The sequence below is a fragment of the Saccharopolyspora karakumensis genome (assembly GCF_004349225.1).
In the GTDB taxonomy this organism is placed as follows: Bacteria; Actinomycetota; Actinomycetes; order Mycobacteriales; family Pseudonocardiaceae; genus Saccharopolyspora; species Saccharopolyspora endophytica.
In genome coordinates, this window is sequence record NZ_SMLA01000015.1 from 98,244 (window position 1) to 113,694 (window position 15,451).

The window sequence follows — 15,451 nt, forward strand, 5'->3', positions numbered from 1 at the left end:
CTGAGGGGAGCTGACCATGAACGCCGGTTCCGAGCCCAGCTGGGACGGTGACCTGTTCCGCCTCTACAACAAGCGGCTGAGCGCGGAGTCCTGGCAGGACGACTTCGTCGACGACACCCCGTCCGGACAGGGCGGTGATGCCATCGGCGGGTACGACCGCGCGCTGTTCGGGGGACCGGGCGCCGACCTGTTCGGGTCGGGCGGATATGGCGACGCCTCTTCGGCCGGGCAGAACAACGCCCAGCAGGACGGTTGGGGCAAGCAGGACCCCCGCGCCGCTGCGGACAACTGGGGCTCCCAGGACCGCGGCACCCCGGCTCCGCGTCCGCGCCCGGACAGCGGACCGCCGTCGGTGTCGATGCCGTCCATCTCGCAGTCGATGTCACCGATTTCCCAGTCCATGCCGTCGATTTCCGGCTCGATGCCGGCGATCCCGGCGATGGACGACATGGAAGCAGAGGACAGCGGGGGTTCACTCGTTCGGCCGTATGCCCGCACTCGGGGGCGTACCCGCACCGATTATGATCTTGCTATCGAGACGTTGGTAAGCACCAGCGAACGAGGTCGCAACCAGGCGACCCAATCCCGGCCCGAGCACCGCTCGATCTCCGAGCTGTGCCAGGAGGCCCGTTCGGTCGCCGAGGTCGCCGCTCACATGCGGCTGCCGCTCGGCGTGGTGCGGGTGCTGATCGGCGACATGGCCGACACCGGGCTGGTTCTGATTCATGACAGTGGCATGGTCGTCGGTGATCGGCCGTCCATGGAGTTCTTGGAGAGGGTGCTCAGTGGGCTTCGCAGGCTCTGATCCCCGGTCGCAGCAGCCGAGCAACCAGAAGACTTCGACGAAGATCGTGGTTGCCGGTGGTTTCGGCGTCGGGAAGACGACGTTCGTCGGTTCGGTCTCCGAGATCGTGCCGTTGACCACCGAAGCGGTGATGACCGAGGCCAGCGTCGGCGTCGACGACCTCACCGCCACGCCGGGCAAGGTCACCACGACCGTCGCGATGGACTTCGGCCGCGTCTCGCTCGACTCGGACCTGATCCTCTACCTGTTCGGCACGCCCGGCCAGCACCGGTTCTGGTTCATGTGGGACGACCTCGTGCGCGGTGCGATCGGCGCCGTCGTGCTCGTCGACACCCGGCGGCTGGCGGACGCGTTCGCCTCGATCGACTTCTTCGACGACCGGGGACTGCCCTACATCGTCGCGGTCAACACCTTCGACGGCCTCACGCACCACCGCACGGAGGACGTCCGCGAGGCCCTGACCATCGCCGAGTCGGTCCCGATGATCACCGTCGACGCCCGCGACCGGGAGTCGACCAAGAAGGCGCTCATCACGCTCGTCGAACACGCCATGCGCCAACGCCTCGCGACTTCGCATTAGCTGTTTCGTGGCCGCTTTCCCTATCGGTGAGGGTGGCGGAACCTGACACGCCGCCTGGGCTCCGGGCGCCGCTCCTGATGCATGTCCAATGCACGGCGTCGCGGCGTCCTCGCCAGACGACGCGTCAGAACCCGCGGCGGTGCCGGCTGAGTCCCACACCTGAAGCAGCGGTTGCGCCGTGTGGATTTTCAGCGCCCTCTGCGTCAGTCCTCGACCAGGGCCACTGATGTGATGCGGTGCAGGGGGAAGTTGCCGAGTTCGTCGTTGGCCGCGTCGACCCCCTGCAGGACGCCTCCGCCGACGCTGACCGGGCGCACGACGTGCTGGCTGCGGACGCCGTGGGTGTCCACGAAACCCAGCCACACGCTGCGCTTCTCGGTCGCGGCGTCGCGCAGCAGCGCCAGCGTCGCCTCGGCGCTCGGACGCCCGCGCTCGGGCACCACCGCGCGGCCCCGGCGGGCCGAACCGGCGATGTCGTTGGCGCGCAGCTGCGTCACCATCGCCCCCAGCTGCTCGGCGCTGGGCACCGGCGGACCGTAGGACGTGCGCTGCCGGGTCTTGCCGCGCGTGCGGCGCCCACCCGCGCGCAGGTCCAGCACGTTGCCGTCAGGACCCTCGGCGACCGGCGCGAAACCGGCCGCGCGCAGCCCTTCCACCAGGTCCGCCAGCGGCAGCGGGCTGATCAGCACGGTCGGCGCGATGCGCCGCAGCTCCAGCTCCTCGCTCGCCGGAGTCGCCAGCACCTCGGCCAGCACGACCGGGTCGTCGCAGCGCAGGAAGGCCGCCGCGGTTCCGGCCCGGAGCTTGCCGTGGCGGCGCGCCACGTCGTCGATCAGGTACGTCAGCGCCTGCGGGATGGGCGTTTTCGACCGGTCCCGGAACAGCGCGTGCAGGTCGTCGGCGGTGTAGCCGGCGTCCAGCGCCCGGCGCACGCTGCCCTCGCCGACCCGGTAGACGGTGGCGCTGCCCGCGGACTCGACGTCGGCGACGAGCTTCATCTCCGCCGCCAGGTCCGGTTCCAGCCGTCCCGGCGCGACGACCGTCAGATCCGCCTGCACCAGCACGTGGTCCAGCGGATCGGGCAGCACCTCGCGGAGCCGGTGGCCGGCCTCGGAGGGGCCGTCGAACAGCAGCGCGCGACCGGCGGTGGTCATCGCGTCCAGCGCGACGACGCCCAGCGCGGTCGCCTCGGACAGCGTCCAGCGCACCAGGTCGTCGCGCAGCCGACCGGCGTGCCGGGGCGCGCGCCAGGCCAGCACTTCTGCCACGTCGTCCGGGCGGGCACCGCAGCCGCCGGGGAGCTCGTCGAGGTAGTCGAGGATGCGGCGGCGGTCCTTCGGCGCCAGCGGGCGGCTCAGCTCGTCCGACAGCGGCCCGATCAGCCGGTCCTTCTCGTCGCGCGCACCGGTCAGCCCCGGCAGCCGGGGGAGGTCCAGCCACGCGGCGGCCAGCACGGCCCAGCGGTGCTCGACGGGGGAGGCCAGCCAGGTGTCGGAGGAGATCGTCGGCAGCCAGCGCGGTTCGGCGTCCTCGGTTCGGTCCAGCAGACCCGCGGCGACGGCCACCTCCACCAGCAGCGACATGTGCTGCTCGTCGACCTCCAGGGCCTTGGCGGTGCGGCGCACGTCGCGGATGCCGATCCCGCCCGAGCGCAGCACGTCCGGCGGATCGGTCTCCCACGCGAGCAGCAGTTCCTCGACGTGCCGCAGCAGTTCCAGCGCAGCGCCACCGGCGGTGCTGTCCACCCGCTCGCGGTCGGTCTGGGTGAGCTCCGGGGCGGGTTCCTCGGGTTCGATCCGGCCCATCGGCTGATCCCCGCGCACCGCGAGCGCCAGCTGCCGGGGCAGCTCCACGGTCTCGGTGTCGCGGCGCAGCAGCAGTCCCCTGGCCAGCAGCCGCTGGACCGGATTCGTCGCGCGTTCCAGCGGCACGTGCGCGGACGCGTCCTTGGTGCGGCCGATGGGGGAGCCGTCGGCGAGCTTGCCGACCAGCCGCCGCTCCTCCTCGTCCAGCTCGGCCAAGGCCGCCTTGGCGGTGACCTCGGTCAGGTCGTCGGCCGGTCGCCCCAAGCCCCCGGGGAACGTCGGCAGCACCTCGCGAGCGGTGCCCGCGATCTCCAGCGAGTCGTCATCGCCCCACACCAGCGCCAGGTCGCGCAGCGCGTTCACGGTCCGGCGGACCCGCTGCGCGGTGACCTCGCTGCCCAGCAGGTCGGCCACCGCGTCCAGCCCGACGGGCTGCTCGTCGGCGTCCAGCAGGACCAGCGCCTCCATCACGCTCAGCGCGAAGGAGTCCAGCTCCTCGCAGGCGCGGGCGACCGATGATCGCTGGGCGACCCGGGAGCCGAGCACGGACAGGTCGGCTGGTGGCGGAGTCGCCAGATCCGGGCGCGCGCGCAGCAGGGCGACGAGCTGCTCGTCGCCGCGGTCGCGGAGCCAATTCCCAACTGGAGGCATCACGCCCACGATACCCAGTAGTCGTCCCCCACTCCCCGTGCTCACCGTCCACCACCCCTCCCAACGCCCACCCCGGGAGGTGACCGGATCTCAGTGGAAATCCGGTCGCGGACTTCGGTGGAAATCCGGTCGGCTCGGGTCCGGGCGTGGCGCGGCCCGCGTGCGCAGGGGAGGAGAGGTGCAAGCTGCGACACCCTTGGGTGAGTTCGGTCGCCCGTATCCGGCAAACTGGAGTTGCCCGTAGCCGGAATGCACAGGAGGACGACGTGGCCGGCAAGACCAAGAAGGACCGTATCGACCCGACCTGGCCGCAGGCCGGTGCCGGAGAGCACCCGGTCAGCGAGCTGGTGGCCGACAAGCAGGGCGCCCTGTCGCCGTTCGGGGACACCACGTTCCCGCTCAACGATGACGCCATCCCGTACGAGCACCCGGTCACGGTCATCAACAAGTGAGACCCCTGTCGCCGGACCGGCCAGGTGCCGGTTCGGCGTCGAAACCGGTCCCCGGCGAACGCGGCGTGTCAATACTGACTCGCGAGTAACCCACCGGATCTAGCTCACAGTCGGGAAAGTTTTAGGCTTTTTCGTGCTGGGTGAAGTTCCGGTCGCTTAGCGGGCCAGAATGGCTTGCGTGCCGGGTAGGCGATCTGCTTCGGCGCTCGGGCCGCCGGAGGACGGCACCCACGTCCATAGCCGTTCGCTCGACAGGGGTGTGCCAATGCCGGTTCCAGGTCCTGGTTACTCGATCACCGTTCGCGTCGAGGCTCCGCCGTCGACGACCGCTGCGGGTGATCTGACGAGCGCAATCGGGCGCGCGGGCGGGGTGATCACGGCGTTCGACGTCGTCGAGTCGCACGCCGACCGCATCGTCGTCGACATCACCTGCAACGCGCTGTCGGCCGATCACGCCGGTGAGGTCACCGAGACCCTCGAAGCGCTGCCCGGTGTGCGCGTCCGCAAGGTCTCCGACCGGACCTTCCTGGTCCACCTCGGCGGCAAGATCGAGGTCAACTCCCGCGTCGCGCTCGCCAACCGCGATGACCTCTCCCGCGCCTACACCCCGGGTGTCGCCCGGGTGTGCACCGCGATCGCCGAGAACCCCGACGACGCCCGCCGCCTCACGGTCAAGCGCAACGCCGTCGCCGTGGTCACCGACGGCTCCGCCGTGCTCGGCCTGGGCAACATCGGCCCGGAGGCCGCGCTGCCGGTCATGGAGGGCAAGGCGGCGCTGTTCAAGAAGTTCGCGGGCGTCAACGCCTGGCCGGTCTGCCTGGACACCCAGGACACCGAGGAGATCATCCGCGCCGTCGAGCTGATCGCCCCCGTCTACGGCGGCATCAACCTCGAGGACATCGCAGCTCCGCGCTGCTTCGAGATCGAGGCGCGGCTGCGGGAGAAGCTCAACATCCCGGTCTTCCACGACGACCAGCACGGCACCGCCATCGTCGTGCTCGGCGCACTGCGCAACGCCCTGCGCGTGGTGAACAAGGACATCGCCGACTGCCGCATCGTGGTCTGCGGTGTGGGCGCGGCGGGTTCGGCGATCATCCGGCTGCTGCAGAACAAGAAGCCCGCCGACATCATCGCCGTCGACATCAACGGGATCGTGCACAGCGGGCGCGGCGACAGCGATGAGAACCTGCGCAACATCGCCTCCAGCACCAACACCGAGGGCCGCACCGGCACGCTGTCCGACGCGGTGCGCGAGGCGGACGTGTTCATCGGTGTCTCGGCGCCCAACCTGCTCTCCGCCGACGACGTGGCGAGCATGAACTCCGACGCGATCGTGTTCGCGCTGGCCAACCCGGACCCGGAGATCGACCCGCTGGAGGCCCAGCAGCACGCCACCATCGTGGCCACCGGGCGCAGCGACTACCCGAACCAGATCAACAACGTGCTGGCCTTCCCGGGCGTCTTCCGCGGGCTCCTCGACGCGCACGCGCACGAGATCACCGACGACATGATGCTCGCGGCGTCCAACGCCATCGCCGACGTCGTCGACGGCGAGCGGCTGAACTCCTCGTTCATCGTCCCCAGCGTCTTCGACAGCGCGGTCGCCCCGGCCGTCGCGGACGCGGTCAAGAAGGCGGCGCTGGCGGCCAAGCCCGCCGAGACCGCTTCCCGAGGTGGCTCGTCCATGCCTTGGAGCATGGCCGAAGACCTCGACTTCTAAGCACTCTCGAGGCGGCTCCGCCGCATTCCTCGACGGGGGACGACGTCGGCCGACGCCGTTCGCGGGGGGACGTGATCACGACCGTGATCGCGTCCCCCGTTGCGCCTTCCCTCCACCTGGCCGGAGACGGCGGTCCTCTAGGCTTTCGGCATGGCGCAGGATGAACTGACCCACGTCGACGCGGCCGGTGCCGCGCGCATGGTCGACGTGTCCGAGAAGGACGCCACCGCCCGCAAGGCCGTGGCCAGCGGAGTCGTGCGCACGACGGCCGAGGTGATCGCGCTGCTGCGCCGCGACGGCCTGCCCAAGGGCGATGCCATCGCCACCGCCCGGCTCGCCGGGATCATGGGCGCCAAGCGCACCCCGGACCTCATCCCGCTGTGCCACCCCATCGCCATCTCCGGCGCCAAGGTCGAGCTCGAACTCGGCGACGCCGAAGTCCGGATCACCGCCGCGGTCAAGACCACCGACCGCACCGGTGTCGAGATGGAGGCGCTGACCGCGGTCGCCGTCGCCGGGCTCGCACTGCACGACATGATCAAGGCCGTCGATCCCGGCGCCGTGCTCGACGCCGTCCGCGTCGAGCGCAAGGAAGGCGGCAAGACCGGTCTCTGGGAGCGAACCGAAGCGGACTAATCCGCCGCTCGCCGTCGTTGCACCAGAACCGGGCCATTCACGGGAGGTCTCCATGACGAGGACCGCGCGAGTCGTCGCCGCGTCCAACCGCGCCGCTGCCGGGATCTACGAGGACCGCACCGGTCCGGTGATCGTGAAGTGGCTGCGCGACCGCGGCTACGAGACCCCCGAACCGTTCGTGGTGCCCGACGGCGACCCCGTCGGCGATCAGCTGCGCACCGCCGTCAACGCCGGCGTGGACGTCGTGATTACCACCGGTGGCACCGGCATCAATCCGACCGACCGCACTCCCGAGGTCACCGGGCAGGTCCTCGACCACCAGATCCCGGGCCTCGCGGACGCCATCCGCGCCGCCGGACTTCCCGAGGTCCCCACCGCCGTCCTCTCCCGAGGGCTGGCCGGGGTCAGCGGGCGCACGCTGATCGTGAACCTCCCGGGCTCCACCGGCGGGGTCAAGGACGGCCTCGGAGTCCTCGCAGGCGTCCTGGACCACGCCGTCGATCAGCTCCACGGAGGCGACCACCCCGGATCGGCGACAGCACCGGCGCACGCGCCCGCCGAGGTCCTGCGGGCCGACGTCGTCGACGAGCACATCGACGTCGAGTCGCTGGCCCGGTCGGTCGAGCACAACGCGGCCGGAGCCGTGGTGACCTTCGGCGGGGTCGTGCGGGACCACGACGGTGGCCGGGGAGTGCTGGAACTGGAGTACACCGGGCACCCCATCGCCCAGAGCGTGATCCAGGAGGTCGCCGCCGACATCGCCGGGCGGTTCGAAGGCGTTCGCGCCATCGCCGTCTCGCACCGCGTCGGCATGCTCAAGATCGGTGACGTCGCGCTCGGCTGCGCGGTCGCCGCGGAGCACCGCAAGCAGGCCTTCAACGCCTGCTCCGAACTCGTCGACGAGGTCAAGCGCCGGCTGCCCATCTGGAAGCGCCAGGTCTTCGACGACAACACCGAAGAATGGGTCAACTGCCCGTAGCTTCTGTGAACTGCTCTGTCGTCGTGCTTTGCGGTGCGGGTGGCGGAACCTGACACGCCTTCTGGCTCCGGGATCCGCGACTTTGAGTATGTCGAGTACGCGGCGCTGCGGCTGTCCTCCCCAGAGGACGTGTCAGAACCCGCGGCGGTACCGGTTGCTCAGGTGGGGCACTGAGAAAGCGCCTTCGGTGCTTGCCTGACGAGCTTCCGCTCCCCTCCAGACGCAAGAAACCCCTCCACCGCTAGGGGGCATTGCGGTGGAGGGGTTTCTCTGGCGGAGCACGTGCCGTGTCGGGGGAGACGGCGCGTGCTTCCTTGCCGGTCGGCGTTGGGGGATGCCTGACCGTGCAGGTCTTACTTCACGTCGAGCTGCTGACCCGGGAAGATGAGGTTCGGGTCGCTGATCACGCTCGAGTTTTTGGCGGCGATGTCCTGGTAGTTCACGCCGAACTGCTGGGCGATCTTGCCCAGGGTGTCGCCCGCCTTGACGGTGTAGTCCGCGCCGTCCGCCTTGACCGTGGACTTGGTCTTGGTGGTGGTCGTGGTCTTCTTCTTGGGCGTGGTCTCGGTCTTGGTGCTCGACTTGGTCGAGCCGCTGGTCCAGTTCAGCTTCGCGCTGCAGCCCGGCCACGCGTTCTTGCCCTGGGAGGCGAGAACCTTCTCCGCGACGGCGATCTGCTGCTCGCGCGTGGCGTTGTGTGCGCTGCTGGCGTACTGGGTGCCGCCGTAAGCGGCCCAGGTCGACGGGGTGAACTGGAGGCCGCCGTAGAAGCCGTTTCCGGTGCTGGCGCTCCAGTTGCCGCTGCTCTCGCACTTGGCCAGAGCGTCCCAGTCCGCGGCGTTGGCGGGTGCGGCGATCGCGATCGGGGTGGCGACCACAGCGCCGGCAACGGCGATCCGGGCGAAATTGCGCTTGGTACTCGAAGGCTTGCGGTGCTTGCCCTTGTAACTGGACATGTCCCTCTCTCCTACCGCGCCTCGGGTCGAACCCTGGTCTGGCTCCTTCGGGTGGAGCCGGGTTCGCGCCCGCCGGTCTCGGGGGAGCCGGCGGCGCCTCGGGGCTTTCGGGGGGCCCTGAGACGTCCCTCGTTCCTGTCCGGTTTCTGTTTCGTTTTCGGGGTGAGAGCCCGCTGGACAGGTTCGGCGCACGGGCTCTCGAGTTCCTTGCTGATCGGTTCGGGGCCGACCGAGGAGCGACACTACGTAACCAATCCGAAGATCGGAAATCTTGGAGCATGTGACGCTGGTCACAGTAACACCGGCGAAACGGGTGGCGATCCCGATCATTTTCGCTGATCAGAGCGTCGTTATCGGACCGTTTCCGGGCTGATATCGATCACCGTAAGTGAGGCCTGGGTCACCACGATGCTCCCACTGGGGAACCCCCGTCACGCGGTTACCAACCGTCGAGCGGGCGTGGATCACGCCGGGGTGTGGGGACGCGGATGGCCGAGCGCGAACGCGATTCGTGTTCACGAGAACACGGAGCGTGGATGGACCAGTCGCTAGATCGGGTGGCTCTCAGGCGGTCGAGCGGCGGGCTCGGACGGCGTCCTGAAAACCAAGATCGAATGAGGGAAAAATCAACCGAGAAGTCACCTGAACGAGGCTGTACGACACGCCAGGGAATGTTGTATTCGCGCACCCGCACGCACGCGCGCAGAGGACACAGTGCACCGTCCTCAGCGGGCGGTTCAGCCGCCCGCGAACGGAGGCAGGACGTCGAGGGTGGCGTCGCCGGGGATGCGCGTGCCGCGGTCGCGCACGGCCACGCCGTCGAGCAGGAAGCTGCACGCGGGCAGCACCTTGGCCAGCTTCTCGTCGTGCTGGTTCAACGCCGCCGCGATGACGTCGGAGACCGTCGGAGCCGCGCCGTCCGGGCGGTTCAGCCGCACCGTCTCCTCGCGAACGCCGGCCGCGGCGCGAGCGCCTGCGAAATACCGGACCTGCACCGACACCGAACTCCTCGCCGGACCGGCGCTCTGCTCCGACACCGCGGTCATCTCCGCTAACCCCCGATTGCGCTCATCGGCCTTGATGGTTGGGCGAACTCGCCGGAGTCCATCCCGTGACCGGCGGCCTTGGCCCACATCTCGCCCTGCCACAGCCGGATCAGCTCGGCGTCGGTGGCGCCCTCGCGCATGGGGCCGCGCAGGTCCGTCTCCGTCGTCGAGAACAGGCACGAGCGTAGCTGTCCGTCCGCGGTCAACCGCGTGCGGTCGCACGCCGCGCAGAACGGCCGCGTCACCGAGGCGATCACGCCCACCGTGGCCGGGCCGCCGTCGACCAGCCAGCGCTCGGCCGGTGCCGAGCCGCGCTCGGCGACGTCCGGGGTGAGGGTGAACTCCTCGCCCAGCATCTCCAGGATCTCGTCCGCGGTGATCATCGCGGAGCGCTCCCAGCCGTGCTGGGCGTCCAGCGGCATCTGCTCGATGAACCGCAGCTGGTAGCCGCGCTCGATGCAGTACCGCAGCAGTTCGGGCGCCTCGTGGTCGTTGACCCCGCGCATCAGCACGGCGTTGACCTTGACCGGCTCCAGTCCCATCGTCTTGGCCGCGGCGAGCCCGTCGAGCACGTCCTGCATGCGGTCGCGCCTGGTCAGCTCCTTGAACACCGCTCGGTCCAAGGTGTCCAGCGAGACGTTGACCCGGTTGAGCCCCGCCGTCACCAGCTTCTCGGCGAAGCCGCCGAGGTTGATGCCGTTGGTGGTCAGCGAAGTCGTGGGCCGGCTGGGCAGCGACGAGGTGGCCGCGATGACGTCGACGAGGTCCTGCCGCAGCAGCGGTTCGCCGCCGGTGAAGCGGACCGTGGTGACACCGAGCTCTTCGACCGCGATGCGGATCAGCCGGTTCATCTCGTCGGTGTCGAGCATTTCGTTGCGCTTGAGCCAGGGCAGCCCTTCGGCGGGCATGCAGTAGGTGCAGCGCAGGTTGCACTTGTCGATGAGGGAGACGCGCAGATCCGTCGCCACCCGGCCGAAGCGATCAACCAGGTACGGCGTGTCCGGCCTTTCGGAGGAGTCGATCGTGCGGCGCACGAACGGAACTCCCAAGTCCACCGCGTTCACAACTCGACCCTATCTCCTCGGACCGACGCTTTTCGATCGCGAGCGGCAATTCAGTCAGTGCGAGATCCCTGGTCAACAGCGGTGCGACAGGTGTTGACGATCCTGGTTCGCGGTTTGCGGGCCTTGGTTTACCCGCACCTGCGGACGTATTGTTCTTCCCGTGCCGCAATATCGGATCGCAGAGTCCGCCTCGCTGCTCGGCGTCAGCGACGACACCGTTCGCCGCTGGGTCGACGGCGGGCAGTTACCCGCGGAGCGCGACGCAGCCGGACGGCTGGTCGTCGACGGAGCCGCGCTCGCCGAGTTCACCCGCGACCAGGCCCGGTCCGCACCGGACCCGTCGGCCGTCGGGCGCTCGGCGCGCAACCGCTGGGTCGGGCTGGTGACCGAGATCGTCTCGGACAAGGTGATGTCGCAGGTGGAGATCCAGTGCGGACCCCATCGCGTGGTGTCGCTGATGAGCACCGAGGCGGTGCGCGAGCTCGGGCTGGTGCCCGGTTCGCTGGCGGTGGCCGTGGTCAAGTCGACCAACGTCGTGGTGGAGACACCGGGAGAGGGCTGAATGTCGAAGCTCAAGATGATCGCGGGCGGGATGCTCGCGCTGACCCTGCTGGCCGGCTGCGGCCAGGCCGAATCCGGCCAGCAGCCCCCGGCGCAGCAGCGCACGGTGACCGTGCTGGCGGCGGCCTCGCTGACCGAGTCCTTCGACGAGCTGGGCGAGCGGTTCACCGCCGAGCACCCCGACGTCGCGGTCCAGTTCGACTACCAGGGCTCGTCGACGCTGGCCGAGCAGATCAAGCAGGGCCGACCGGCCGACGTGTTCGCCTCCGCCGATGACAAGAACATGTCCAAGGTCGCCGATCTGGTCTCGCCGCCGCAGAGCTTCGCCACCAACCGGCTGACCATCGTGGTCCCGCCCGGCAACCCGGCGCGCGTGACCTCGCTGGCCGACCTCGCCGACAAGAAGCTTGTCGTCTGCGCCCCGCAGGTGCCCTGCGGCGCCGCCGCCCAGAAGGTCGCCGAGGCCGCGAACGTCGGGTTGCGGCCGGTCAGCGAGGAGAACGACGTCAAGCAGGTGCTGCAGAAGGTCGTCGCGGGCGAGGCCGACGCGGGCCTGGTCTACGTCACCGACGCCAAGGCGGCGGGCGACCGGGTGCAGTCGGTCGACTTCCCCGAAGCGCCGCAGGCGGTCAACAACTACCCGATCGCCACCATCGGGGACTCGCAGCAGGCGCAGCTGGCGAACGAGTTCGTGTCGTACGTGCGCGGGCCCGCGGGTCGCGAGGTGCTCGGCGCGCACGGTTTCGACGTTCCATGATCAGGCGTCATCCACCGCAGGTCCCCGCAGTGCTGTGGGTGCCTGCGGTGCTCGCGCTGGCGCTGGTGGTGCTGCCGGTCGCCGGTCTGCTCACCCGCGTCGAACCGGCCCGGCTGCCGGGGCTGCTGCTGAGCCCGGCCGCGCTGGACGCGCTGCGGCTGTCGGTGATCACCGGGTTGATCGCGACCGCCCTGGCGGCGCTGCTGGGGGTGCCGCTGGCCGTGGTGCTGGCGCGCTCCACGCTGCCCGGGATGCGCGTGGTGCGAGCGCTGGTGCTGCTGCCGCTGGTGCTGCCGCCGGTGGTCGGCGGGCTGGCGCTGCTGTACCTGCTGGGCCGGACCGGGCCGCTCGGCGGTGTGCTCGCCGTCGCCGGAATCCGCTTGCCCTACACCACGGCCGCGGTCGTGCTGTCCCAAACCTTCGTCGCGATGCCGTTCCTGGTGGTCGGCCTCGAAGGCGCGCTGCGCACCGCCGGCGGACGCTACGAGCAGGTCGCCGCGACCCTGGGAGCCGGGCCGTGGCTGGCCTTTCGGCGCGTGACGCTGCCGCTGCTGCTCCCGGCGCTGGGGTCGAGCCTGGTGCTGACCTTCGCCCGCGCGCTCGGCGAGTTCGGCGCGACGATCACCTTCGCGGGCAGCCTGCAGGGCAGCACCCGGACCCTGCCGCTGGCCATCTACACCACTGCTCAGTCCGATGTGGACGCTGCGGTGGCGATGTCGCTGATGCTGGTCGTGGTGGCCCTGCTGGTGATCGTGATCGCCAGGCCGAGGGCAGTGGAGGGACGGTTGTGAGCGGCCTGCGGGTGGACGTCGAGCTGCACCGCGCGGAGTTCTCGCTACGTGCGGAATTCGCGGTGGCACCTGGGGAGGTGCTGGCGGTGCTCGGCCCGAACGGAGCAGGGAAGTCGACGCTGCTGTCGGTGCTGGCCGGGCAGCTGGTGCCCGATCGCGGCGTGGTCGAACTCGGCGGGGCGGCTTGGCTGGACACCGCGCGCCGCATCAACGTCCCCACCCACCGGCGCGGAGTCGGCCTGCTCGCCCAGCAGGCCCTGCTGTTCCCCAACCTCACCGCGCGCGACAACGTCGCCTTCGGCCCGCGCGCCGCGGGCACGAGCAAGGCGCGAGCGCGGGAGGTCGCCGCGCGCTGGCTGGCCGAGACCGACGTGGCCGACCTGGGCGGACGCCGTCCCGCGCGGCTCTCCGGAGGCCAGGCGCAGCGGGTCGCGCTGGCTCGCGCGCTGGCCGGCGATCCCCGGCTGCTCATGCTCGACGAGCCGCTGGCGGCCCTCGACGTCGACGCGGCACCCGCCATGCGCGGACTGCTGCACCAGGTGCTGCGCCGCCAGGAGATGCCGACGGTGCTGGTCACCCACGACGTGCTCGACGCCGTCGTGCTGGCCGACCGGCTGCTGGTGCTGCAGGACGGACGCGTCGTCGAGCAGGGGCCGACCAGCGAGGTGCTGTCGCGTCCGCGCGAGGCGTTCACCGCGCGCCTCGCCGGTCTCAACCTGCTGACCGGCACGGCGATCGACGGGGGAGTGCTGATCGGCGAGGAGATCATCAGCGGCCGGGTGGTCGAGGAACTTCAGGCGCGGGAACCGGCGGGGGCGGTGTTCGCGCCGTCGGCCGTGGCGGTGCACCGGCAGCGCCCGCACGGCAGTCCGCGCAACGCGCTGCCGGTGCGCGTCGCGGCCCTGGAACCGCGCGGCGACGTGGTCCGGGTGCGCGCCACGGGCCCGTCGGAGGTCGGGCTGGCCGCCGACGTCACCCCGGCAGCGGTCGCGGAGCTCGGGATTTCCGCAGGTGAGGATGTTTGGTTCGTGATCAAGGCGACCGAGGTGGCCATTCACCCCGTATCCGGAGGATCATCGGGGGCGTGACTGAGCCATCCACCTGGACGTACCTGATGGACATGGACGGCGTGCTGGTCCACGAGGAGCACATGGTGCCCGGCGCGGACGAGTTCGTGGCCGCTCTTCGGGAGAACGGCATCCCGTTCATGGTCTTCACCAACAACTCGATCTACACCCCACGGGACCTGCGGGCCCGGCTACTGCGCAGCGGGCTGGACATCCCGGAGGAGGCGATCTGGACGTCCGCGCTGGCCACGGCGCAGTTCCTGGAGCAGCAGCGGCCCGGCGGCTCGGCCTTCGTGGTCGGCGAATCCGGGCTGACCACCGCGCTGCACAACATCGGCTACGTGCTCACCGACCGGGATCCCGACTACGTGATCCTGGGTGAGACCCGCACCTACAGCTTCGAGGCCATCACCAAGGCCATCCGGCTGGTGGAGAACGGTGCCCGGTTCATCGCCACCAACCCGGACGAGAAGGGCCCGAGCCGGGAGGGCACGCTGCCCGCCACCGGCGCCGTGGCCGCCCTCATCGAGCGGGTCACCGGCCGCGCCCCGTACTACGTGGGCAAGCCGAACCCGCTGATGATGCGCTCCGCGCTGCGCCACCTGGGCGTGCACTCGGAGAACACGCTGATGATCGGCGACCGGATGGACACCGACGTCCGCTCGGGCCTGGAGTCCGGGTTGCGGACGATCCTCGTCCTCTCCGGCATCTCCGACGAGGACACCGCGGAGCTCTTCCCGTACCGCCCCACCAAGGTCGTCCGCTCGATCGCGGACCTCCGGGACCACGTCACGGACCCCTTCCAGGCCTGACCAGGCGTTTCCCCGAGGCACCTGCCTCGGGGGCGCTCGTCCGGGGTTGGCCCGATTCGGTGGTGCAGGTGAAGATGGTGACCTGCACCACCGAATTCGGGAGGTTGTCGTGGACACCGAGCCGACACCGCTCAGCTACGACTCCGGTGCGTCCACCGTGGCGTTGTTGGGCGACACGATCGGAACGAACCTGGACCGCACGGCGGCGCGCTTCCCGGACCGGGACGCGCTCGTGGAGGTCGCCACCGGTCGTCGGTGGACGTACCGGGAGTTCGTCGCCGACGTCGATGCGATGGCGACCGGCCTGCTCGACGCCGGCATCACCCAGGGCGACCGGGTGGGCGTGTGGGCGCCCAACCGCTCCGAGTGGACCCTGACCCAGTACGCGACCGCCAAGATCGGCGCGATCCTGGTCAACATCAATCCCGCCTACCGGTCGCACGAGCTGGAGTTCGTGCTCAACCAGGCCGGTGTCCGAATGCTGATCTCGGCGAAGTCGTTCAAGAGCTCCGACTACGTCGCCATGGTCGAGGAGGTCCGGAGCAAGTGCGCGGGCCTGGAGCAGGTCGTGTTCCTGGAATCGCCGGAGTGGGAGAACCTCGTCGGCGCTGCCGCTGACCGGCGCAGGCTCGGCGAGGTCCGGCTGTCGGCGGATGATGCGATCAACATCCAGTACACGTCGGGGACGACGGGTTTTCCGAAGGGTGCGACGTTGTCGCATCACAACATCCTGAACAACGGTTTTTTCGTGGGGGAGTTGTGCGGGTAT

At 70.1% G+C, this 15,451-nt stretch carries 16 protein-coding genes; 12 read left to right on the forward strand and 4 right to left on the reverse strand.

Features of this window, described 5'->3' with window-relative positions; genetic code table 11:
- The first annotated feature begins 16 nt into the window (after positions 1 to 16).
- Together E1202_RS13185 and E1202_RS13190 are read left to right on the forward strand one after the other, a co-directional pair.
- Positions 17 to 805 carry a DUF742 domain-containing protein gene (locus E1202_RS13185; RefSeq protein ID WP_132683331.1) on the forward strand — a complete coding sequence of 263 codons (789 nt, stop codon included), beginning with the start codon at positions 17 to 19 and terminating at the stop codon, positions 803 to 805.
- The gene (locus E1202_RS13190) at positions 786 to 1,385 is read left to right on the forward strand and encodes a GTP-binding protein (protein WP_132683333.1); all 600 of its coding nucleotides are present in this window, start codon (positions 786 to 788) and stop codon (positions 1,383 to 1,385) included. Before E1202_RS13185 ends, E1202_RS13190 begins: the two co-directional genes overlap by 20 nt.
- A gap of 203 nt (positions 1,386 to 1,588) precedes the next feature.
- Here E1202_RS13190 and E1202_RS13195 read toward each other — a convergent pair whose 3' ends face one another.
- A complete protein-coding gene (locus E1202_RS13195; RefSeq protein WP_132683335.1) occupies positions 1,589 to 3,841 on the reverse strand; it encodes a helicase-associated domain-containing protein in 2,253 nt (750 codons plus the stop codon).
- Between the two features lie 266 nt (positions 3,842 to 4,107).
- Here E1202_RS13195 and E1202_RS13200 point away from each other — a divergent pair, with 266 nt between their 5' ends.
- The 4 genes from E1202_RS13200 (at position 4,108) to E1202_RS13215 (ending at position 7,628) form a co-directional block, all read left to right on the forward strand.
- Entirely contained in the window at positions 4,108 to 4,293 is a 186-nt protein-coding gene (locus E1202_RS13200) for a hypothetical protein (protein ID WP_132683336.1), read from the forward strand.
- A 265-nt stretch (positions 4,294 to 4,558) separates the two neighbouring features.
- Positions 4,559 to 6,013 (forward strand): NAD-dependent malic enzyme, encoded by a 1,455-nt coding sequence (locus tag E1202_RS13205; protein ID WP_132683338.1) that lies wholly within the window; start codon positions 4,559 to 4,561, stop codon positions 6,011 to 6,013.
- 150 nt (positions 6,014 to 6,163) lie between these two features.
- The gene (gene moaC / locus E1202_RS13210) at positions 6,164 to 6,649 is read left to right on the forward strand and encodes a cyclic pyranopterin monophosphate synthase MoaC (protein ID WP_132683340.1); all 486 of its coding nucleotides are present in this window, start codon (positions 6,164 to 6,166) and stop codon (positions 6,647 to 6,649) included.
- A 52-nt stretch (positions 6,650 to 6,701) separates the two neighbouring features.
- A complete protein-coding gene (locus tag E1202_RS13215; protein WP_132683342.1) occupies positions 6,702 to 7,628 on the forward strand; it encodes a molybdenum cofactor biosynthesis protein MoaE in 927 nt (308 codons plus the stop codon).
- A gap of 353 nt (positions 7,629 to 7,981) precedes the next feature.
- Here E1202_RS13215 and E1202_RS13220 read toward each other — a convergent pair whose 3' ends face one another.
- The 3 genes from E1202_RS13220 to moaA all read right to left on the reverse strand — a co-directional run bounded on the left by E1202_RS13220 (position 7,982) and on the right by moaA (position 10,694).
- Positions 7,982 to 8,584 (reverse strand): LysM peptidoglycan-binding domain-containing protein, encoded by a 603-nt coding sequence (locus E1202_RS13220; protein ID WP_132683343.1) that lies wholly within the window; start codon positions 8,582 to 8,584, stop codon positions 7,982 to 7,984.
- A gap of 737 nt (positions 8,585 to 9,321) precedes the next feature.
- Positions 9,322 to 9,630 (reverse strand): MoaD/ThiS family protein, encoded by a 309-nt coding sequence (locus tag E1202_RS13225; protein WP_132683345.1) that lies wholly within the window; start codon positions 9,628 to 9,630, stop codon positions 9,322 to 9,324.
- 5 nt (positions 9,631 to 9,635) lie between these two features.
- Positions 9,636 to 10,694, reverse strand: coding sequence for a GTP 3',8-cyclase MoaA (gene moaA / locus E1202_RS13230; protein ID WP_207918610.1), 1,059 nt, complete (start codon positions 10,692 to 10,694; stop codon positions 9,636 to 9,638).
- A 160-nt stretch (positions 10,695 to 10,854) separates the two neighbouring features.
- On the opposite strand from moaA, the gene E1202_RS13235 reads away from it, so the two are divergent.
- The 6 genes from E1202_RS13235 to E1202_RS13260 form a co-directional block, all read left to right on the forward strand.
- Positions 10,855 to 11,256 carry a TOBE domain-containing protein gene (locus E1202_RS13235; RefSeq protein ID WP_132683347.1) on the forward strand — a complete coding sequence of 134 codons (402 nt, stop codon included), beginning with the start codon at positions 10,855 to 10,857 and terminating at the stop codon, positions 11,254 to 11,256.
- Positions 11,257 to 12,012, forward strand: coding sequence for a molybdate ABC transporter substrate-binding protein (modA, locus tag E1202_RS13240; protein ID WP_132683348.1), 756 nt, complete (start codon positions 11,257 to 11,259; stop codon positions 12,010 to 12,012). It abuts the gene before it with no gap.
- Complete coding sequence (locus tag E1202_RS13245) at positions 12,009 to 12,803, forward strand: ABC transporter permease (protein ID WP_132683349.1); 795 nt, start codon at positions 12,009 to 12,011, stop codon at positions 12,801 to 12,803. Before modA ends, E1202_RS13245 begins: the two co-directional genes overlap by 4 nt.
- Positions 12,800 to 13,891: a sulfate/molybdate ABC transporter ATP-binding protein gene (locus E1202_RS13250; protein WP_132683350.1), complete on the forward strand. Its 1,092-nt coding sequence runs from the start codon at positions 12,800 to 12,802 to the stop codon at positions 13,889 to 13,891. Before E1202_RS13245 ends, E1202_RS13250 begins: the two co-directional genes overlap by 4 nt.
- A gap of 26 nt (positions 13,892 to 13,917) precedes the next feature.
- A complete protein-coding gene (locus E1202_RS13255; protein ID WP_207918615.1) occupies positions 13,918 to 14,682 on the forward strand; it encodes an HAD-IIA family hydrolase in 765 nt (254 codons plus the stop codon).
- A gap of 109 nt (positions 14,683 to 14,791) precedes the next feature.
- Positions 14,792 to 15,451: AMP-binding protein (locus E1202_RS13260; protein ID WP_165943847.1), on the forward strand; the 660-nt coding region annotated here is incomplete at its 3' end.